Source organism: Pseudomonas fluorescens (assembly GCF_000730425.1).
GTDB lineage: Bacteria > Pseudomonadota > Gammaproteobacteria > Pseudomonadales > Pseudomonadaceae > Aquipseudomonas > Aquipseudomonas fluorescens_X.
The window spans coordinates 2213805-2233641 of sequence record NZ_CP008896.1 but is presented as its reverse complement, the minus strand read 5'-3'; the positions used below and the strand labels follow the sequence as shown (position 1 = coordinate 2233641).

13 protein-coding genes are annotated in these 19837 nt (G+C 59.2%); 8 read left to right on the top strand and 5 right to left on the bottom strand.

Annotation, left to right across the window (positions count from 1 at the left end; genetic code table 11):
* Positions 1 to 321: 321 nt before the first annotated feature.
* From HZ99_RS09700 to HZ99_RS09690, 3 genes are all read right to left on the bottom strand, one after another.
* The gene (locus tag HZ99_RS09700) at positions 322 to 1605 is read right to left on the bottom strand and encodes an ABC transporter substrate-binding protein (RefSeq protein ID WP_038442664.1); all 1284 of its coding nucleotides are present in this window, start codon (positions 1603 to 1605) and stop codon (positions 322 to 324) included.
* Positions 1606 to 1645: 40 nt separating this feature from the next.
* The gene (locus HZ99_RS09695) at positions 1646 to 2911 is read right to left on the bottom strand and encodes a DUF1479 domain-containing protein (RefSeq protein ID WP_038442661.1); all 1266 of its coding nucleotides are present in this window, start codon (positions 2909 to 2911) and stop codon (positions 1646 to 1648) included.
* A gap of 112 nt (positions 2912 to 3023) precedes the next feature.
* Positions 3024 to 3911 (bottom strand): helix-turn-helix domain-containing protein, encoded by an 888-nt coding sequence (locus HZ99_RS09690; protein ID WP_038442659.1) that lies wholly within the window; start codon positions 3909 to 3911, stop codon positions 3024 to 3026.
* A gap of 208 nt (positions 3912 to 4119) precedes the next feature.
* On the opposite strand from HZ99_RS09690, the gene HZ99_RS09685 reads away from it, so the two are divergent.
* Positions 4120 to 5097 carry an IS5 family transposase gene (locus tag HZ99_RS09685; protein WP_033902000.1) on the top strand — a complete coding sequence of 326 codons (978 nt, stop codon included), beginning with the start codon at positions 4120 to 4122 and terminating at the stop codon, positions 5095 to 5097.
* A 156-nt stretch (positions 5098 to 5253) separates the two neighbouring features.
* Here HZ99_RS09685 and HZ99_RS09680 read toward each other — a convergent pair whose 3' ends face one another.
* Complete coding sequence (locus tag HZ99_RS09680; RefSeq protein WP_038442657.1) at positions 5254 to 5523, bottom strand: DUF2790 domain-containing protein; 270 nt, start codon at positions 5521 to 5523, stop codon at positions 5254 to 5256.
* Positions 5524 to 5916: 393 nt separating this feature from the next.
* Here HZ99_RS09680 and acs point away from each other — a divergent pair, with 393 nt between their 5' ends.
* From acs to HZ99_RS09645, 7 genes are all read left to right on the top strand, one after another.
* Positions 5917 to 7872 carry an acetate--CoA ligase gene (acs, locus tag HZ99_RS09675; protein WP_038442654.1) on the top strand — a complete coding sequence of 652 codons (1956 nt, stop codon included), beginning with the start codon at positions 5917 to 5919 and terminating at the stop codon, positions 7870 to 7872.
* A gap of 671 nt (positions 7873 to 8543) precedes the next feature.
* Positions 8544 to 9329 carry an ABC transporter substrate-binding protein gene (locus HZ99_RS09670; protein ID WP_038442652.1) on the top strand — a complete coding sequence of 262 codons (786 nt, stop codon included), beginning with the start codon at positions 8544 to 8546 and terminating at the stop codon, positions 9327 to 9329.
* A gap of 91 nt (positions 9330 to 9420) precedes the next feature.
* Positions 9421 to 10110, top strand: a complete 690-nt coding sequence (locus HZ99_RS09665; protein ID WP_029294434.1) for an ABC transporter permease — start codon at positions 9421 to 9423, stop codon at positions 10108 to 10110.
* Positions 10107 to 10805 (top strand): ABC transporter permease, encoded by a 699-nt coding sequence (locus tag HZ99_RS09660; protein ID WP_038442649.1) that lies wholly within the window; start codon positions 10107 to 10109, stop codon positions 10803 to 10805. The genes HZ99_RS09665 and HZ99_RS09660 overlap by 4 nt, the downstream gene beginning before the upstream one ends.
* 1 nt (position 10806) lies before the next feature.
* Positions 10807 to 11919 carry a M14 family metallopeptidase gene (locus HZ99_RS09655; protein WP_038442647.1) on the top strand — a complete coding sequence of 371 codons (1113 nt, stop codon included), beginning with the start codon at positions 10807 to 10809 and terminating at the stop codon, positions 11917 to 11919.
* Between the two features lie 27 nt (positions 11920 to 11946).
* Positions 11947 to 12711, top strand: a complete 765-nt coding sequence (locus HZ99_RS09650) for an ABC transporter ATP-binding protein (RefSeq protein WP_038442645.1) — start codon at positions 11947 to 11949, stop codon at positions 12709 to 12711.
* A gap of 174 nt (positions 12712 to 12885) precedes the next feature.
* Positions 12886 to 13866, top strand: coding sequence for a GlxA family transcriptional regulator (locus HZ99_RS09645; RefSeq protein WP_038442642.1), 981 nt, complete (start codon positions 12886 to 12888; stop codon positions 13864 to 13866).
* 15 nt (positions 13867 to 13881) lie between these two features.
* Here the strand turns inward: HZ99_RS09645 and HZ99_RS09640 are convergent, their stop codons facing one another.
* A complete protein-coding gene (locus tag HZ99_RS09640; protein WP_051903142.1) occupies positions 13882 to 19821 on the bottom strand; it encodes a leucine-rich repeat domain-containing protein in 5940 nt (1979 codons plus the stop codon).
* Positions 19822 to 19837 lie beyond the last annotated feature (16 nt).

The window sequence follows — 19837 nt, the reverse complement described above, 5'->3', positions numbered from 1 at the left end:
CTCTGCATGAGCCCTGAGGGGCGGAGCGACAGTGTCTTGCTCCTGCGGGGCCTCAGGTCTGGCTGGTTACCCCATGTAAAAGGATATTGCAGGCCCGATTTACCCGCGCATTATAGGGAAAAATTTGGCTTTGTGTTGCGGCGGATGGTCTCGGTGGGCGGCCAAATTGACGGTGTTTGCGGCCAGAGTGCGGGTTTGCAAGGGTTTGCCAGGCATGGATTTTTTTGACAGGCGGTAGGCGCTGCTTTCAAGGCCTGGGCCAGCGGCAGATTCGGCACCGCAGTTCCTGCGCCCTTTGGCGCAAGAACTGGCGACAGGACCTTACTGCGCAGCCGCCTGAATACTGGCAAACATCTGTTTCCCTGCCTTGGCCGGATCCGCGTCTTTATCGCTCATGAAGTGGCTGACCACATCAAAAACCGCGCCTTGCACCGCCTGGGAGGTCGACATATTGAACGCCATGCTTGGCGCCAGGGTCCCGGTTTTCTCGGCTTCGGCAAAATCCTTGGCGGACGCCTGGGCGCACCTGTCGAACTGGCTCATGTCCATGCCTGTAATGACCGGGATGGAGCCTTTGTTCTGATTGAATACCGATTGAAATTGCGGTTCCAGGGCGATCTTGGCCAGGTCGTCGCGCGCGGCATTGTTGCCTGGCGTGTCGTTTTTGCTGGACAGCTTGAACATGGCCAGTGAGTCGATGGTGTAGCTATAGATACCTTGGGAGCCGGGGAAGGGCACGCATTCATAATCAATACCGGCCTTCTTGCCGGCCGCGCTCCACTCGCTCTTGGCCCAATCGCCCATGATCTGCATGCCAGCCTTGCCCTGGATGACTTTGGCGGTTTCCATATTCCAGTCCTGTCCCGCGCCATCGGGGTCGATGTAGGTCTTGAGCTTACGCAGCGCGACAAACACTTCGGTCATTTTCGGGCCGGTGAAGGTGGCTTCGTCGTAATCGATAAAGGCTTTCTTGAAACCTTCCGCCCCGAGGATGCTCAGCACCAGGCCTTCAAATACCGTGGTGTCCTGCCAGGGTTGGCCGCCGTGGGCAATCGCGATAAAACCGGCGGCCTTGAGTTTGTCACCGGCGGCATACAGCTCTTCGAGGGTTTCCGGCGCCTGGGAGATACCGGCCTGCTTGAGCACGGCGGGGTTGGTCCAGAGCCAGTTGATACGGTGAATGTTGAGTGGTACGGCGACGTAATGGCCGTCATATTTCATGAGCCGGGCAATGCTCGGGGGCAGAATACTGTCCCATTGATTGGCCTGGGCTACACCGTCGATGCTGGTCAGCAAGCCCAGATTCCCCCACTCCTGGATATCCGGGCCCTTGATTTGCGCAGCGGAGGGCGGGTTGCCGGATACCGCACGGGTCTTGAGTACGGTCATGGCAGCAGCCCCACCGCCACCGGCGACGGCGCTGTTTTGCCAGGTGAAGCCGTCTTTTTCGATCAGTTGCTTGAGTACATCCACAGACTTGGCTTCCCCGCCGGAGGTCCAGTAATGCACGACTTCAACACTGCCTTTGCTCTGGGCGCCCTGCGCGGTGAATGTGCAGAGGCTGGCGAAGGAGAGAGCAACGGCAAGGTGATTGACGGTTTTCATATGGGGTGGCCCTTTTTGTTTTTGTGGTGAGAGGGTGTGCTTATTCCAGGCCAAGTCCTTTGCGGCCGAGGGCGTTCAGTTGTGAGGTCATGAAGCGGTTGCCCCAGTGCTTTTCGTAGTCCTCGCGGGGGAAGTCATCCGGCGAGACGCCTTGTTCAAAGGCCCGCAGCACATCCCTGGCATAACGCAGATTTTTCGGACACATGGGCGCGGCGGGTACGTACATCACATTGCCCCAGCCCTGCTGGTTTTCGACCGGGGCGACGCTATGGACTACATCGCAGTGCCACCACACCGAATCGCCAGCCTGCACGTCCGGGATCGGTGTCATACCCTGGACCAGCAACGGGTGCCACTGCTCCAGGACCGGTAGCACCTTGCCCGGCGCAACGCCGCACAGCTCATCGTCGGGCACGTCGTCCAGCAGAGGGCGCAGCAGCAGGTAGGCCATGGCCTTGGGAATCGGCAAGGTATGCAGTACGCCCTGATCGGCGCTCATGTCGCACAGCGCGGTCCAGCCCTGAAAGGTGCGGAAGGCTGAGCATTTGGTGCCAGGGTAGGCATATTCATCGACTTCGGTGCGATGGGCAGCGTCCCATGGGTCGAAGGACTTGAAGTCGTTGCGGTAAATTTTCTCGAACACCTTCAGGTAGGCCGGGTGCAGCCAACGCTCCAGCGCCCCGGAATCGGTGTGCGGGCCCAGCCCCTTGGACGTGGTGCCGGGCGGGCGTCGCCGCACACGGTCCGGGTACAAGGCGTTGGTGTCCGGGTCGAACCACTGCTGGCCCTGGGACTGGGTGGTCCACAGGCGGTTCAGGAACGATTGCGCGCTGCCCATGCGTTCGTGCTGACGCGCTTGCATCTGGGCTTCGGACCAATAAATCGGAAAAATTTCCGGGCGCGAGGCCTCCAGGTTGCCGAAGAAATTGTCGGCGGGGCCGCGGTACACCGCGTCGAACTGATTGTGGTCCAGGTAGTCCAGCAGGCTCTTGTCCCACCCCAACACCTGCTGCCTGGGGAAGTGGTTACGGATCACCAGGCAGCCTCGGCGCTTGATCAGCGCGCGCTGTTCTTCTGTGACCTGGCCGTTGGCGATGGTGGCAAAGTCCAGTTCTGGCCAGGCGGAGCCGGTCAGGGCTTGCTGGGCCTTGATCGAGGTGATTTCCGTGGCGATAAAGGTGCTGACTTCGGCAAACAGCGTGGGTACGTCGCCGATCTGTGCACGCAGTGCCTTTTTCATCGCGACGATGCTGCGCTTGTAGTCGTCAGGTAACTCGGCACTTGCGAAGGACGGGGCGTTGCTCATGGGGTGGCCTGCTTTTTTATTATTCGTGCAGGTATGGAATCACTGAGGATGGCCCGGGCGGCAGCCTCATTTGGCGCGTTGAGTAATACGATTGTGGCGTTTTATCCTGAGGCTAAAGAAGAATCGGGCTGGCGATGCCTGACTGGAAATGATGCCCGTGCTGGCCACGGAAATCAGACGGCGTCATGCCTTTGTGCGCCTTGAACTGCCGGTTGAACAGGGCCTGGGAAGCGTACCCAACCTGCTCGGCGATGGTGCTGACGGCCAGGCTGCCTTGCATCAGCAGGGCGCAGGCGTGTCCGATGCGCAGCCGGACGATGTAGTCCAATGCCGTGCAGCGTGTGTGCCTGCGGAACATGCGGTGGAAGGCGGAAACGCTGACACAGGCCATTTGCGCCAGCTCAGGAATGCTCAGGGGCTGTGCATAGTGGCCGTGCAGGTAATCCAGGACTCGGCGGATGCGTGCATCCTCAATGATGTGAGGGGCGTCTTGCACGGCGATATGCTGCGCCGCGACATCCCGCGACAGGGTGTTGAGCACGGTCAGCAGCGAGATCAGGCGCTGGGAGGCGTCTTGTTCGACCATGGCCTCGATCACCGGGCGCAGGGCACGGGAGGTGGCGTCACTGAAACTCAGTGCGTGCCGCGCGGCCGCCAGCAGGGCGCGGGTCGATGCCATTTCCGGGAACAGCTTCATCAGCGAATCGGCCCAGGTTTCGGAAAACCAGATGACCAGGGCGATATGCGGTTGGGCCGGGTCGATGATCTCCGCCGAAGCCCAGCTATGGGGAACATTCGGGCCCACCAGCACCAGGTCACCATCATCGTATCGCGCCACGTCGTTGCTGATGTAACGGTGCCCGCGGCTATTGAGGGTGAGGGTCAGTTCGTACTCGGGGTGGTGGTGCCACTCAAACGGGATCGCCTGCGGCAGGCGCCTGTTCAGCAGGGTCCAGGAAGTGTTGGCCTCGGTGGGGATTTTCTCGAAACTGGCTCTCATGAACCCATCCTGCCTTGCGGTGGAGGTGGTGGCGCCACAATCGTAGCATCCGGTTCAAGCGAGGAGGGGAGCGAACAAGGCTCTTTGCCGCAAGAACGATTTCTTGCGGCGAACATTGCCTGGGTGGTTTTTAACTAAGGAAACTCTGAAAAAGACTTCCAAATCTGGTGAGATACGGCTGTCCCACGAACTGAACGGTTGAGCCCCGATGAAGCAAATGTCTTTCGCTGATGCCGAGTACGCAGGCAAACGTAAGCAGACCCGCCGTGAGCGTTTCCTGATTGAGATGGATCAGGTCGTGCCCTGGAAAGGCCTGATTGCGTTGATCGAGCCGCATTATCCGAAGGGTGAAGGCGGTCGTCCGGCGTATCCGTTGATGGCCATGCTGCGGGTTCATCTGATGCAAAACTGGTTCGGCTACAGCGATCCGGCGATGGAAGAGTCCCTCTACGAAACCACGATTCTGCGCCAGTTTGCCGGGCTGCATTTGGATCGGATTCCGGATGAAACCACGATCCTCAACTTCCGCCGGCTGTTGGAAAAACATGAGCTGGCCGGTGGGATTTTGCAGGTCATCAACGGCTATTTGGGCGACCGAGGTTTGCTGCTGCGTCAGGGAACTGTGGTCGATGCGACGATCATTCATGCGCCCAGTTCGACCAAGAACAAGGACGGTAAACGCGACCCCGAAATGCACCAGACAAAGAAAGGAAATCAGTACTATTTCGGGATGAAATCGCACATCGGTGTCGATGTTGAATCCGGTCTGGTACATAGCGTGGTGGGCACGGCGGCGAATGTGGCGGACGTGACTCAGGTCGATCAGTTGCTGCATGGCGAGGAAACTTACGTCTCTGGCGATGCCGGTTACACCGGCGTGGAGAAGCGTGCGGAGCATCAACATCGCCAGATGATCTGGTCGATCGCAGCGCGCCCCAGCAGCTATAAGAAGCATGCAAAAAAGAGCCTGATCGGTCGCATGCGCCGCAAAATCGAATACGCGAAAGCTCAAGTCCGGGCCAAGGTTGAGCATCCATTCAGGGTGATCAAGCGCCAGTTTGGTTATACGAAAGTCCGCTTCCGAGGCTTGGTGAAAAACACCGCGCAGCAGACCACACTGTTTGCCTTATCGAACCTGTGGATGATGCGAAAACGACTGTTGAATGCAGGCGAGGTGCGCCTGTGATGTGGACAATGAGCCCTGAAAAGGTGCTATTCCGCAAAAAACAGTGAACTGACAGGAGGAAAGGTCTGATTTTCGATTAAGTCGGTGTTTTTTGAACCTCAGACAGCGAGGCCGTTAAAAACGGCTGCTTACTTCAGACCTTCCCTAACTAAATAATTAGCCGTTAGAGCAACCATTACCCATGACTTTGTAATTAAGAATATGACGCTGGCCTTGGTGATCCTCATATTCCATACGTGCTGGAACAACTTCGCAGACATTCGGAATGGAACTCATGGACACCACCTTGGCAATGTCCAGGTCTGTGGCGTAGGTGTATTCCTCAACAACGGCGGCATGCTGGCTGGCTACGTCAGTCGGGATCTCGTCGGCCAGGGCGGCGGTGGCGCACAAGCTGGCAAGGGCCATAACTAATAAAGCTTTCATTTGCAATTTACCTTTTTACAGTCGATGGGGGGCACGGGACCCTTGTGAGGCCACGTGTGCAACTAGAGTAGAGAGTTCGGATTAACGTGCCTTCGTGGGGGCTGCAACTTGGTTAATCACGGTGCCTTGTTGGCGAGGTTGATTTTAGGCGCCTGCGTTACATACATATACCCGTGCTTTTGATAAACACTATTGGCGGTTTTCGTAACAATCCACGAGAGAGGTTTTTTCCGGTGCCGAAAAACACGCGGCAAGCCCCGATCCAGGGCGCTGTCGGGAGATATCAGGGTAATTTGTAGGGGCTTGTTACTACCATCGTCGAATGGTTCTATAGGCCTGCCCCGGCTACAACAGGGCCATACAACAACAACTATAGTCACCGAGGTAAGAAAGATGAGTGCGGCTTCCCTGTACCCCGTTCGCCCCGAAGTAGCAGCCAACACGCTGACCGACGAGGCGACCTACAAGGCCATGTACCAGCAGTCGGTGGTCAACCCCGACGGCTTCTGGCGCGAGCAAGCCAAGCGTCTTGACTGGATCAAGCCTTTCACCACGGTCAAGCAGACTTCGTTCGACGATCACCATGTCGATATCAAATGGTTCGCGGACGGCACCCTCAACGTTTCCTATAACTGTCTGGATCGCCACCTCGCCGAGCGCGGCGACCAGGCGGCCATCATCTGGGAGGGCGATGACCCTTCCGAAAGCCGCACCATCACCTACCGCGAGCTGCATGAACAAGTCTGCAAGTTCGCCAACGCCCTGCGTGGCCAGGATGTGCACCGCGGTGACGTGGTGACCATCTATATGCCGATGATCCCCGAAGCCGTGGTCGCCATGCTGGCGTGTACCCGCATCGGCGCGATCCACTCGGTGGTGTTTGGCGGTTTTTCCCCGGAAGCCCTGGCCGGTCGCATCATTGACTGCAAATCCAAGGTGGTGATCACCGCCGACGAAGGCATTCGTGCCGGCAAGAAGGTACCGCTCAAGGCCAACGTCGACGACGCCCTGACCAACCCGGAAACCAGCAGCATCCAGAAAGTCATCGTGTGCAAGCGCACCAATGGCCAGATCAAGTGGAACCAGCATCGCGACATCTGGTACGAAGACCTGATGAAAGTGGCGGGCACCGTCTGCGCGCCAAAAGAGATGGGCGCTGAAGAAGCGCTGTTTATCCTCTATACCTCCGGCTCCACCGGCAAACCCAAGGGGGTGCAGCACACCACCGGTGGCTACCTGTTGTATGCGGCCCTGACCCACGAGCGCGTGTTTGACTATCGCCCGGGCGAAGTCTACTGGTGCACCGCCGACGTCGGCTGGGTCACTGGTCACACCTATATTGTCTACGGCCCGCTGGCCAATGGCGCGACCACCCTGTTGTTCGAAGGCGTGCCCAACTACCCGGATATCACGCGGGTGGGGAAAATCGTCGACAAGCACAAAGTCAACATCCTCTACACCGCGCCTACCGCCATTCGCGCGATGATGGCCTCCGGCACCGCCGCCTGCGAAGGCACCGATGGCAGCAGCTTGCGCCTGTTGGGGTCGGTGGGTGAACCGATCAACCCGGAAGCGTGGGACTGGTACTACAAGAACGTCGGTCAATCCCGTTGCCCGATTGTCGATACCTGGTGGCAGACCGAAACCGGCGCGACCCTGATGAGCCCGTTGCCGGGCGCCCACGCGCTCAAGCCGGGTTCGGCGGCACGTCCGTTCTTTGGCGTGGTACCGGCATTGGTGGACAACCTGGGCAACATCATCGAGGGCGCAGCCGAAGGCAACCTGGTGATCCTCGATTCGTGGCCGGGTCAGGCACGCACGCTGTATGGCGACCATGACCGTTTCGTCGACACGTACTTCAAGACCTTCCGTGGCATGTATTTCACCGGCGACGGTGCGCGTCGCGATGAAGATGGCTACTGGTGGATCACCGGCCGCGTGGATGACGTGCTCAACGTTTCCGGGCACCGCATGGGCACTGCCGAGATCGAAAGCGCCATGGTTGCCCACCCGAAAGTCACCGAAGCCGCTGTGGTCGGTGTGCCCCATGACATCAAGGGCCAGGGCATCTATGTGTATGTCACCCTGAAAAACGGTGAAGAGCCGAGCGAGGCGCTGCGCCTGGAGCTGAAGAATTGGGTGCGCAAGGAGATCGGCCCGATTGCCTCGCCGGACGTGATCCAATGGGCTCCAGGCTTGCCGAAGACCCGTTCGGGGAAAATCATGCGCCGTATCCTGCGCAAGATCGCCACGGCCGAGTATGACGGGTTGGGGGATATCTCCACCCTGGCTGATCCGAGCGTGGTGCAGCATCTGATCGATACCCACAAGACCATGAACGTCGCGTAGGCGGGTCTATGGGACCAAGCCCCATTCGGCGTAGGCCGGGTGGGGCTTTTTTGTGGGATCTCACTGTGAAACACCAGCGCTGCAGGCGCTGGCTTGCTGGCGATAGCGGTGGGCCAGTTAATCAAATGAATACTGACCCATCGCTGTCGCCGGCAAGCCGGCTCCTACATCGGTTCGCGGGGACTGACAGACTGCACTGCGCACCAAACCAATAAATATCGGTTTATCTCGTAGGGCGTTTCTGAATGTTACCCGGCGGTGCAAATGTGTAACCTTGCGCCCAAACATGAGGCAATGTGCTACATCCCTGCCCCGAAAACGCCCGTTTTAGACGCCCGGCTAAATAAGATCAAACGCTACACTTGCCGGAATAGAAGGGTTTGCGAATAATAGGCCCGCAATTTGCAGCGTTAACAGGTTTAATATCTTTTGTCTCTGCACAAAAAACAGAGACTGTCAATGTGTCGAAGTCATTTTCTTGGTGCTTCTGTAAATTGTTGTCGCATTGAGGAAATATCGGCTTCCGGCCTGTCGTTAGAATGCCGATCACTCGCTCGTCGTCGCCATGTTGAACCGGTGTAGGACGCAGCACCGCTATTCGGTTTCACTCAGTCGCATCGTGGGCCATGGCTCATACTGCTGTTTTTGTTCTATACCGATGGAGTCCCAAGATGAAGAAACTCGTGCTGTTGGGCGCCCTGGCGCTGTCCGTGCTGTCCATGCAGGCCTTCGCTGAAGAGAAACCGCTGAAAATTGGTATTGAAGCAGCCTACCCTCCGTTTGCCTCGAAGGCGCCGGACGGCAACATCGTCGGTTTCGACTACGACATCGGCAACGCCCTGTGCGAAGAGATGAAGGTCAAGTGCATCTGGGTCGAGCAAGAGTTCGACGGCCTGATCCCGGCGCTGAAAGTGCGCAAGATCGATGCGATCCTGTCGTCCATGTCCATCACGGATGACCGCAAGAAGTCCGTGGACTTCACCAACCGCTACTATCTGACCCCGGCGCGCCTGGTGATGAAGGATGGCACGACCGTCAGCGACAGCCTGGTTGAGCTCAAGGGCAAGAAGATCGGCGTACAGCGCGGTTCGATCCACGATCGTTTCGCCAAGGAAGTCCTGGCGCCTAAAGGTGCGACCATCGTTCCCTACAGCACCCAGAACGAAATCTACCTGGACGTGGCTGCCGGTCGCCTTGATGGCACCGTGGCAGACGCCACCCTGCTCGAAGACGGTTTCCTGAAGACCGACTCTGGCAAAGGCTATGCGTTCGTAGGTCCTGCGTTCACCGACGCCAAATACTTCGGTGATGGCATAGGTATTGCGGTACGTAAGGGCGACAAGGCCAACCTGGACCGCATCAATGCGGCCATCGCCGCGATCCGCGCCAATGGCAAGTACAAAGAAATCGAGAAAAAGTATTTCAACTTCGATATTTACGGCGCTGACGCCAAGTAAACCTTCGCAGTTGTCTGTCCAGAATGGCGCAAGCACCAGGGTCTCTGAAGTTTGCGCCATTTTTTCATCCGTCTTTTCGAGGACCTGAATCATGTTGAAAGGCTACGGGGCCGTTATCCTCGATGGCGCATGGTTGACGCTTCAGCTCGCCTTGTCGTCCATGGCCTTGGCCATTGTTCTGGGTCTGATCGGGGTTGCATTGCGCCTGTCGCCGGTACGCTGGCTGGCTTGGCTGGGTGACCTGTATTCCACGGTGATCCGCGGGATCCCCGACCTGGTGCTGATCCTGCTGATTTTCTACGGCGGCCAGGACCTGCTCAACCGCGTCGCGCCGCTACTGGGCTACGACGACTATATTGACTTGAACCCCTTGGCCGCCGGTATCGGCACCCTGGGTTTCATCTTCGGCGCGTACCTGTCGGAAACCTTCCGTGGTGCGTTCATGGCCATCCCCAAGGGCCAGGCCGAAGCGGGCATGGCCTACGGCATGAGCCCGTTCCAGGTGTTTTTCCGGGTGATGGTGCCGCAGATGATCCGGCTGGCGATCCCCGGCTTTACCAACAACTGGCTGGTGTTGACCAAGGCCACTGCGCTGATTTCGGTGGTGGGCCTGCAAGACATGATGTTCAAGGCCAAGCAGGCGGCAGATGCCACCCGCGAGCCTTTTACCTTCTTCCTCGCAGTGGCGGCGATGTACCTGGTGATTACCAGCGTCTCGTTGCTGGCCCTGCGTTATCTTGAGAAGCGCTACTCGGTAGGCGTAAAGGCGGCTGATCTATGATCTTCGACTACAACGTCATCTGGGAGGCCATGCCGCTGTACCTTGGCGGCCTGCTGACCACCCTGAAACTGCTGTTGATCTCGCTGTTCTTCGGCCTGATCGCTGCCGTGCCCCTGGGCCTGATGCGAGTGTCCAAGCAGCCTTTGATCAATGGGACGGCCTGGCTCTACACCTATGTGATCCGCGGCACGCCGATGCTGGTGCAGCTGTTCCTGATCTACTACGGCCTGGCCCAGTTCGAGGCGGTGCGCGAGAGTTTTCTCTGGCCGTGGCTGTCCAGTGCAACGTTCTGCGCGTGCCTGGCCTTTGCCATCAACACCAGTGCCTACACCGCTGAAATTATCGCCGGTAGCCTCAAGGCCACGCCCCATGGCGAGATCGAGGCGGCCAAGGCCATGGGGATGTCGCGCTACAAGCTGTACCGCCGCATCCTGCTGCCCTCGGCCCTGCGCCGGGCGCTGCCGCAGTACAGCAATGAAGTGATCATGATGCTGCAGACCACCAGCCTGGCCTCCATCGTCACCCTGATCGATATCACCGGTGCCGCGCGCACGGTGAATGCCCAGTACTACCTGCCGTTCGAGGCCTATATCACTGCCGGCCTGTTCTACCTGTGCCTGACGTTCATCCTGGTGCGCCTGTTCAAGCTGGCCGAGCGCCGCTGGTTGAGCTACCTGGCTCCACGGAAGCACTGATATGGAGCGTATCGATCACGTACTGCCCTGGGGGCACCTGGGCTGCGAGCGCCAACTGACGGTGTTCCGGTTTGGCCATGGCGAGCGCAAGGCGTATATCCAGGCCAGCCTGCACGCCGACGAATTGCCGGGGATGCGCACGGCCTGGGAACTGAAAAAACGCCTGGCCGAGCTGGAGCAGCAGGGCGCCCTCAACGGGGTGATCGAGCTGGTACCGGTGGCCAACCCGATGGGCCTGGGCCAGTTGCTGCAAGGTAGCCATCAAGGGCGATTCGAGGCGGGTAGCGGCAAGAATTTCAACCGGGATTTCGTTGAGTTAAGTGAGCCGGTGGCCGAGTTGCTCAAAGGCAAGCTGGGCGATGATCCCCACGCTAACGTGCGCCTGATCCGCCAGGCCATGACGGATGCGCTCGAGGCTTTGCCCGCGCCAAGCAGTCAACTGCAAGGCATGCAACGGGTGCTGCTGAGCCACGCCTGTACCGCTGACGTGGTCCTCGACCTGCATTGCGACTGCGAAGCCGCGCTGCACATGTACGCGCTGCCCCAGCATTGGCCGCAGTGGCGTTCGCTGGCGGCGCATTTGAATGTGAAAGTCGGCCTGCTGGCGGAAGACTCCGGTGGCAGTTCGTTTGATGAGGCCTGCTCGACGCCTTGGCTGCGTTTGTCCGGGATGTTTGCGGACGCGCAGGTCCCATTGGCCTGCTTGGCGACTACGTTAGAGCTGGGTGGTCAGTCCGACACCGGTCGTGACGAAGCGGTCTTCCACGCCGAGGGCATCCTGGCCTTTCTCGCCGAGCAAGGCTTGATCAAAGGTGATTGGCCGGTACCGCAACACGAGCCCTGCGAGGGTATGCCGTTTGAAGGCACCGAAGTGTTGTTCGCGCCCCATGCTGGCGTTATCAGCTTCCTGCGCGTGCCGGGCAGTTGGGTGGAAGTCGGCGAGCCGATTTTTGAAGTGATTGATCCCTTGTCCGATCAGGTCAGCATTGTCTGTGCCGCAACGGCCGGGGTGTTGTTTGCCGTTGAACGGCTGCGTTATGCCCAAGCAGGTTTTTGGCTGGCCAAGGTCGCGGGGCGTGAAGTCCTGCGTCATGGCAATTTGTTGAATGACTGACCCACTGTTTTTGTGAGAACCGACCGCATGTACAAACTTGAAGTCCAAGACCTGCATAAACGCTATGGCAGTCATGAAGTGCTCAAAGGCGTGTCCCTGGCCGCCGCGGCCGGTGATGTGATCAGCATCATCGGTTCCAGTGGTTCGGGCAAAAGTACTTTTTTGCGCTGCATCAACTTGCTGGAGCAGCCTCACGCCGGCAAGATCCTGCTCAACAATGAAGAGCTCAAGCTGGTGGCCAACAAGGACGGTGCGATGAAAGCTGCCGATCCGAAGCAGCTGCAGCGCATGCGTTCGCGCCTGTCCATGGTGTTCCAGCATTTCAACCTGTGGTCGCACATGACCGCGTTGGAAAATGTCATGGAAGCGCCAGTGCACGTGTTGGGCATGTCGAAAAAAGACGCCCGTGAAAAAGCCGAGCACTACCTGGCCAAAGTCGGCGTGGGCCATCGCAAGGATGCCTTCCCCGGCCATATGTCCGGTGGTGAGCAGCAACGGGTGGCAATTGCCCGGGCACTGGCGATGGAGCCTGAGGTGATGCTGTTTGACGAGCCGACCTCGGCTCTGGACCCGGAGCTGGTCGGTGAGGTCTTGAAGGTCATGCAGGACTTGGCCCTGGAGGGCCGGACCATGGTGGTGGTGACCCACGAAATGGGCTTTGCCCGTGAAGTGTCGAACCAGTTGGTGTTCCTGCACAAAGGGCTTGTCGAAGAGTGCGGCAACCCACGTGAAGTGTTGGTCAACCCGCAGTCCGAGCGGTTGCAGCAGTTCCTCTCTGGCAGCCTGAAATAATCAAGACTGCTTTTGCGCACCGAAGTAGTGCATGCTTCGCAATCTTGAGATTGGCCTCGATCCCTGTAGGAGCTGGCAAGCCAGCTCCTACATTGAGTTGTGAGATTTGTGTCGGTTTACGGGCTAGCATTGGCCCTTGTCTTCATTACTGTTTTTCGTTTCGGATAGCCCTCCATGACAGCCCATCGCATCGGTTTCCTGATTTGGCCCAGCACTAAAGCCCTGACGCTGGCGCTGGCTGAGGAGGCCTTGCGCGTTGCCCAGCGGGTGCATCCGGATGTGGTCTACGAGGTGTTGTTCCTGCAGGCCGAACCCCCGGTCGAAGGTGATTGGAAATTGCCCGGCGAACCTTGGGCCGGCAAGCTCGAAGGCTTCCAGAAACTGTTCCTGCTGGCCGATGAACCGCCGACCGTGATCGCCTCCCAGCTCGGCAGCGCCCTCAAGCAACTGGTGCGCGCTGGCTGCGTGATCGGCGGCTTGTCGGCGGGGGTGTATCCGCTGGCGCAACTGGGCTTGCTCGACGGTTATCGCGCGGCCGTGCACTGGCGCTGGCAGGATGATTTCGCCGAGCGTTTTCCCAAGGTCATCGCCACCAGCCATTTATTCGATTGGGACCGCGATCGCCTGAGCGCCTGCGGCGGCATGTCGGTGCTCGATCTGATGCTGGCGGTGCTGGCCCGGGACCACGGCGCCGAACTGGCGGGCGCGGTCTCCGAAGAGTTGGTGGTGGAGCGTATCCGCGAAGGCGGCGAACGCCAGCGTATCCCGTTGCAAAACCGCCTGGGCTCCAGCCATCCGAAGCTGACCCAGGCGGTGTTGTTGATGGAGGCCAATATTGAAGAACCGTTGACCACTGACGAAATCGCCCAGCATGTGTGCGTGTCGCGACGACAATTGGAGCGGATCTTCAAGCAATACCTCAATCGCGTTCCCAGCCAGTACTACCTGGAGCTGCGCCTGAACAAGGCCCGGCAAATGTTGATGCAAACCAGCAAGTCGATCATCCAGATCGGTCTATCGTGCGGTTTTTCCTCGGGGCCGCATTTTTCCAGTGCCTACCGCAATTTCTTTGGCGCTACGCCTCGTGAAGATCGCAACCAGCGGCGCAGCAGCAGCCCGTTTGAGTTGTCGTCGGTACCCTCCGAACGCGGTTGAGCCCATTCACCTTCATTACTCCTCCATGGGTTCGGGGGTGCCGGGCGGGGTCAGTGGGCTTCCTTGCTCATCTTCCATGGCCTCTTCCACGCCCAACTCGTAACCGGTTTGCCGGAAATAGCGTCGTAGCAGCGCAAGGCTTTCGTCTGACAGGGGGTTTCCGCTCAGGTCTGAGTCGTCGTTGAGGGGCGGGGCCATTTCCAGCAGGTCGCTGGGCAGGTGCTGAATCTGATTGTCGCTGGCGTCCAGTATTCGCAGGCGCCCCAGGTCAAAAGTGCCGATTGGCAATTCGCTCAGCCCACAGTTATGCAGGTAAAGCACCGAGAGTCTTGATAGGTTGCGCACGTCAAGCGTTGCCCCCAGCGGATTATCGCTCAGGTCTAGGTATTCCAGATTTTCCAGGGTGCTCAGCAGCTCGGTGCTGTGAGGGGTCAGCCGGATCTGATTGTCCGAGAGTGCCAATTGTTGCAAGCGGCGCAGGGTAAAAAGCGATTCGGGAAGGTTGCCCAGTACATATCGCTCGATGGTCAGGTCCTGCAAATTGGGCAAACCTTTGAGCAGGCCATCGACCCGCTGGCTAGTGCCGTCTCCCACGAGCTCCAGCAGAGTGACCGTTTCGAAGCGTGTGTTCAGCTCGGGTAAGTCGCCCAGCAATTGGCCGTGGAACACCAGCTTACGGGGGTAGCGAAATGTCTTGTTTGATTCATCCCATGGGATTTCCCGGCGCCAGGCCTGCTCAAGCAGGGCTTTGAAGTGCCTGCGTCGCAATTGCTCTTCGGCCCGCGCTCCGGTATCGAGGACGGTGTCCAGTAGTGGATCATGCTCAGGCACGTTCTGGGTCCATTCCTGAAGATCGCTCTGAAGCTGCTCCCATTCCCTGGCCAACTGGTTGATACCCGGCGCTGCAGCCTCCAGGTCTCCGGGTAGTTGAAAGTAAATGTGCCCCAGTTCTGCATCTTCCAGGGTGGGGTAGAGGTGCTTCAGGTTCTGGAGTTCTGCGTCCGGGATACTGGCCAGCCAGTGTTCACCGGTGGTTTGGCAATAGCTTTTGATCTGTTGCAGCGTAGGTATCGACAGCGGGTTATGGGACAAATCAAAGGCAGCGCTGAAGGTGGCCGGCAAGTCGAAGGCTTGCTGCGGGATGTTCTGGATCGCGTTGTGGCTCAGGTCCACCGCGGTGAGCGACGCTTTGGGTCGCAGTAGGCTGGGAGGGATTTCTTTCAGCCGGGTGTTCCTGAGGGAAATGTGTGAGAGAGCCGTCAGGCGGCTGATATCCGGCGTCAGCTCCAGGGGGTTGTTGTTCAGGTCCAGGCGCTCAAGATGGAGCATCGTCCCCAGTGCGTTGATCGCCGTCGGTGTCAAGCGCAGCGCACAATTGTCCAGGCTCAGGTGTGTCAGTTGGTGCAGGCTGGCGAGCGTGAGCGGCAATTCACCGAGGGTATAGTGCTGGATGGACAGCCGCTTGAGTGCGGGAAAGGCCAGCAGGAATTGCCCCAGCTGCAGGTGGGCGCTGTTGCCGTTCAGCGTCAGCGCTGACACGTGAGTGAAGGATGTACGCAGTGTCGGCAAGCGACCGCTGACTGGCATGGCGAGGGTCAGGTGATAACTGGGCGCCATGCCATGACTTTGAGCGTCCAGTGGCGCTTCCCGGCGCCAGCCCGCCTCCACGCCCTGCATGAACCGGACGCGAGAGGCGCGCTCGGTTCTGGAGACCTGTCTGTCGGTGACCCAGGGCGTCATGTCTTCACCGATGCTGCGGTATTCGTCTGCCAGGCGGCTCAAGGCCGCTTTGCCGGCGTCCAGATTTCCCGGTATGCCAAAGATAAAGCGGTTGATCTCGACTTTGTTGAGGGTTGGGTACAGTTGTCTGGCTTGGTCGAAATCCTGTGGGGCTGCGTCGATCTCCCAGTGCCGTCCCGTGCGCTGGAAGTAGGTTTTGACCTGTTCCAGCGACGCGTTTGAGATGGGGTTGTCAGACAGGTCGAACTTGTCGCTGACGTTGGCGGGCAAGTAAAACAGGGCGGGAGGGAGTTCGCTGATGTGGTTGGTCGAAAGCATGACCAAGTCAAGGTGTTGGCGGCTGAGCAGGCCTCGGGGTAGTTCGGTAATGCCAGTGTTGCTCAGGTCGAGGTAGTGCAAGTCGGGCATGTTTTCCACATTGGGAATCCGTCCCAGTGGGTTGCCGAAAAGATCCAGCGTAACCAGGCGGGTCAAGCCACTGAGGGCAAGCAGGCTTTCGTGGGTCAGGGTGATATTGCAGTCGCTGAGGATCAGCTCATTGAGGTTGGGCAGCGATGTGATGTATGGCGCAAAGCGCCCCAGCTCAATGTTCTGGAGGTTCAAGTGGCGTAGCCGTGGAAACAGCCGCAAAAAGGCATCGACCTGCAGCGGTCGATGGTCGCCCACCAGTTTCAATACAGAAATATGCTCGAAGCGTGCTGTCAGCCGCGGCAGCTCACCCGTCAGGGGCATGGTCAGATGCAGCACCTGACCATTGTGTGCCGGCGGCTCGAAATAATTGTCCGCCTCGGTTTCCTGGCGCCAGCCGCGTCGAATTTGCTGGGCCCAGGCGGCCCGATTCTGCCGTGCGTAGTCATACTCGCGGGTGCTTAGCGGTAGCTCCGTGGTGGCGTAAAAGCGAGGGGTACTGGCCTCCCACAGGGCAAGGGCTATATCCAGCTTCATGTACTCGTTTTTCAGCGAGACCAGGGTTGCCCGTGCGCCTCCCGGCCGGTCTTCCAAGGTTTGTACCAGGTCGTTGATATGTTCGCGGGAGAACGACGGGTACACGTCGTGAGCCAACTGTTCGAGGGAAGGTTCCTGGCTGGGCCCGGGTTGTGGATCGCTCGCGCGGTAGCCCTCCATTCCGCCGCGCAGACGCATGATGGCGGGGTCATACGCCGGTTTGTACTGAGGGTCGGCATCCAGCAATTGGCGCAGGTGCCAACGGCTGATGGTGTGCTCGGCAATCGACTCGCGCAAAAGCGCGCCCTGGCCGATGTGAATCTGCAACGCGTTGCGCTGGGCGTCAGGAATGGCCTGGAGAATGGCCGTGTAGAAATCGGTATCACCGAACAGCGTCTGCGTGGCTTCTTGCGGGGTATAGAGGCCCTGTTCGGTTGCAACCAGTATTCTCTTGATCGCGCCGTCTTCTGGGCCAATGGCATCCAGTAACGGCCCATCAGGGCGGTATTGCCGCACTTCAAGGCGAACCAGGGGGGACCATCCCGGCAGGTTTTCCAGGGAGTGCAGGGCCAGGATGTGAGTGTCCGGGCTGTCGACGGTGTGCAGATACAAACCTTCTGAGGCCCGGGTGACTCTGACCTCATGCTGGGTCCAGGCTGCCAGTTCGATCAGGCGTTTTGGTATCTGGTCCTGGTCGATGGCTTGCAGCTCTGCGCCGCTACAGCCGGCCAGCAGTTCCTCGGCAAGGCTGGTGGGCAGGCCACGGTTGGGGGCCGCGTCGATGATTTTTTGTACTCGCGCGTTTCGTGTGTGCTCCAGGCTGCGATAGCGGGAGTCGAAGAGCGAGAAACGCTTGTCGTCGGCAATTCGTGCCAGTTTTTTTCTCAGCGTCGCGGCGCGAGTCAGGGAAGAGGAGGGGGGCGTGCCAAAAGGCTCTTCCAGCAGGGTTTTTCGGTCGGCTTCATCCAGGCTTTCCACCAGTACGTGCAACAGTTCGCCATTCTTTAACTGGGCATCGTGGATTTGTACGACGCTGGCGCCTTGGGAACCGCTCAACTCCCAGAGGCTCTGGCCTGTGCTGTCCAGAAAACGCAGGGTTTTGGTGGAGGGCCACAAGCCGTAGCTGGTGAGCAATTGCAGTTGGGTTTGCGGATCGGCCTGTTTGTAGATCGCGGGGTCATCGCTGTTCATCTGAGTGATGAAGTCTTGCAGGTCCTGATCGATCTTGAAGCGCTTGAGGGTATCGGCCAGTAGTGGAGGGGGTGTTTGCTGGGTCACATGCATTTTGCGCAGGGCATTGTCGTGGGTGTCGCTGACGATGCGTGCCTGTTGTAGCTGGCTGTCGCTGAGCCCGTCGGTCTGGTATCCGAGGCGACGCATCAGAGTGACGGTGTCCCAGCTCAAGGGGCGTTCCAGATCGGTGAGCCAGGCACCCTGGGCGTTGGTCAGGACGGGAGGCTGGTAGGCCTGGGGGCGGCGAGGGTGCAAGAGTGAGTAGCGGCCGCTGAGGTTGTCTTTTTGCAGCCTGTAATGCTGATCACCCAGGCGCAACAGGGTTTTGCCTTGGTGCAGATAAAGGCCAAGGGCGTCGGGGCGGGCTTCGGCGGGCAGGATTACATCATGGCGGTAAGGCGTGAGATCCGGACGCCACAGGCGAGTCTTGCCGCTGGGCATGGAGACCGGCTTGAGGCGATCGATAAACTGCCAGAACTCGGTGGGCAGGGCCTTGCGCAACACGCTTTCGGCAATCGGGATCCCGCTGGCGAACAGGCCCAGTTGGACCAGTTGTTCAACGCATGACATCGCGTGGCCGAATGCCTCGCGCGTCAGGCTTTCAGCCCAGTCGATCACCCCTTCGAACATATCGTCGAGCAGTTGGTAGGCGCTGTAACCCAGCATCAGCAAGCCCAGGGGCGGGATAAAGGGTGTGGCAATAAACGCTACGACTTGCAGCACAATGGCGCCGATTTTTTCAAGCAGTGCCCAGCGCTCCCAGCGGGCCTGCTGATCCACATCGGCGCTGGAGACCGCTTGGTTGCGGGCATCATTGAATACCTTGCTGAGTTTGCGTTGATACAGGTGGTCAAACAAGGCAGGGGGGATTTTGGCCGCGCGCAACTGCAGGTTCGGTCGCTCAACGGCGGTATCGCGCCAACTGGGCAGTGGATCGCCGGGCGTATGGGCATGCCAGCTCACTTGTGTGAGGCGTTGAGTAAGGTTGGAAAAAAACACCCCTAGATCGGCATGGTCGATGAAACGACTGAAAAACTGCTGATACTGGGGCGCGCGGAGCTTTTCTGTCAGTGCCAGGGTGAACGCCCGGGTGCTGGGGTATTGTTTGATCGGGTGGTACGGGTCATCGGGAATATAGGCAATCACCGGTATCACCTCACGGCTGGCCTCCAGGTCCTCGGCGAACAGGACGATCCCGGTCAGGCGTGTCGACATGATGAGCAGGTCATGGCACTCCAGGGTGCGACAACCATTGGCCGGGCTGCGATTTCCCTGGATCAGGCTGTGGACTGCATCGTACCCGGCCTGGGGCAGATCACCCTTGATGAGTGCCATGTACAGGGCCAGGTTCAGCGATGCCCGCTGGCTGTGGATGACCCACTGACGCAAGCTTGCCTCGGCGACCGGGTTGCCCAGGTCCAGGTACTCATCGAGATAGCGCTTGTATTGCCCGCCGATATCCAACTGGCGGCACAGGCGGGTGAACTGGGGAATGCTGAGTTTGGCATTGACCGCCGCGAGGGGGGCGAACTGCCCCGATGCCGTAGGTTGGGTGGTGATACAGGAGTCGCTGTCAAAGGCCAGGTCCTGTGTTTCAGCCTGTTCGAAGTTGTGCAGGGCGGCGTCCAGCAGTGGGACCGACCAGGTTCGGGCGGCGCCGGGTTTGACGGTGAATCCGGCGATCTGCAACGGAACATAGAGTTGCAGGTAGGTATGCCGGACATCCTGCTCGACCCCGTACTGGCGCTGGAGTGCCTGCTGCAACAGTTCGGCACCGAAATCCCGGGGGCTCTTGAGGCCTGCCAGGGCCTTGTCTACCCGGTTTTGTGCGGTCCAGGCCGCGCTGTTCAGGCGCTGGAGTTCGGTGTGTTGCGTATCGCTGGCGTGCGCGTACCAGTCGGCAATGCTTGGCGTGTGGCTGGCCAGTGTGCTGCGCTTGGCCTGGGAGGCCTCGCCGAGCCAGCGCGCAGAGGCATGTTGGAGGATTTCATGGGGCGCTGAGGTGTCGCTCAGGCTTATGGAGGGTTGCTCGGGCATGGGGTTGTCCTTGATG

What these genes read in the sequence shown, in the direction of transcription:
- HZ99_RS09700 (WP_038442664.1), bottom strand. Translation starts at nt 1,605, where the DNA reads ATGAAAACCGTCAATCACCTTGCCGTTGCTCTCTCCTTCGCCAGCCTC.
- HZ99_RS09695 (WP_038442661.1), bottom strand. Translation starts at nt 2,911, where the DNA reads ATGAGCAACGCCCCGTCCTTCGCAAGTGCCGAGTTACCTGACGACTAC.
- HZ99_RS09690 (WP_038442659.1), bottom strand. Translation starts at nt 3,911, where the DNA reads ATGAGAGCCAGTTTCGAGAAAATCCCCACCGAGGCCAACACTTCCTGG.
- HZ99_RS09685 (WP_033902000.1), top strand. Translation starts at nt 4,120, where the DNA reads ATGAAGCAAATGTCTTTCGCTGATGCCGAGTACGCAGGCAAACGTAAG.
- HZ99_RS09680 (WP_038442657.1), bottom strand. Translation starts at nt 5,523, where the DNA reads ATGAAAGCTTTATTAGTTATGGCCCTTGCCAGCTTGTGCGCCACCGCC.
- acs (WP_038442654.1), top strand. Translation starts at nt 5,917, where the DNA reads ATGAGTGCGGCTTCCCTGTACCCCGTTCGCCCCGAAGTAGCAGCCAAC.
- HZ99_RS09670 (WP_038442652.1), top strand. Translation starts at nt 8,544, where the DNA reads ATGAAGAAACTCGTGCTGTTGGGCGCCCTGGCGCTGTCCGTGCTGTCC.
- HZ99_RS09665 (WP_029294434.1), top strand. Translation starts at nt 9,421, where the DNA reads ATGTTGAAAGGCTACGGGGCCGTTATCCTCGATGGCGCATGGTTGACG.
- HZ99_RS09660 (WP_038442649.1), top strand. Translation starts at nt 10,107, where the DNA reads ATGATCTTCGACTACAACGTCATCTGGGAGGCCATGCCGCTGTACCTT.
- HZ99_RS09655 (WP_038442647.1), top strand. Translation starts at nt 10,807, where the DNA reads ATGGAGCGTATCGATCACGTACTGCCCTGGGGGCACCTGGGCTGCGAG.
- HZ99_RS09650 (WP_038442645.1), top strand. Translation starts at nt 11,947, where the DNA reads ATGTACAAACTTGAAGTCCAAGACCTGCATAAACGCTATGGCAGTCAT.
- HZ99_RS09645 (WP_038442642.1), top strand. Translation starts at nt 12,886, where the DNA reads ATGACAGCCCATCGCATCGGTTTCCTGATTTGGCCCAGCACTAAAGCC.
- HZ99_RS09640 (WP_051903142.1), bottom strand. Translation starts at nt 19,821, where the DNA reads ATGCCCGAGCAACCCTCCATAAGCCTGAGCGACACCTCAGCGCCCCAT.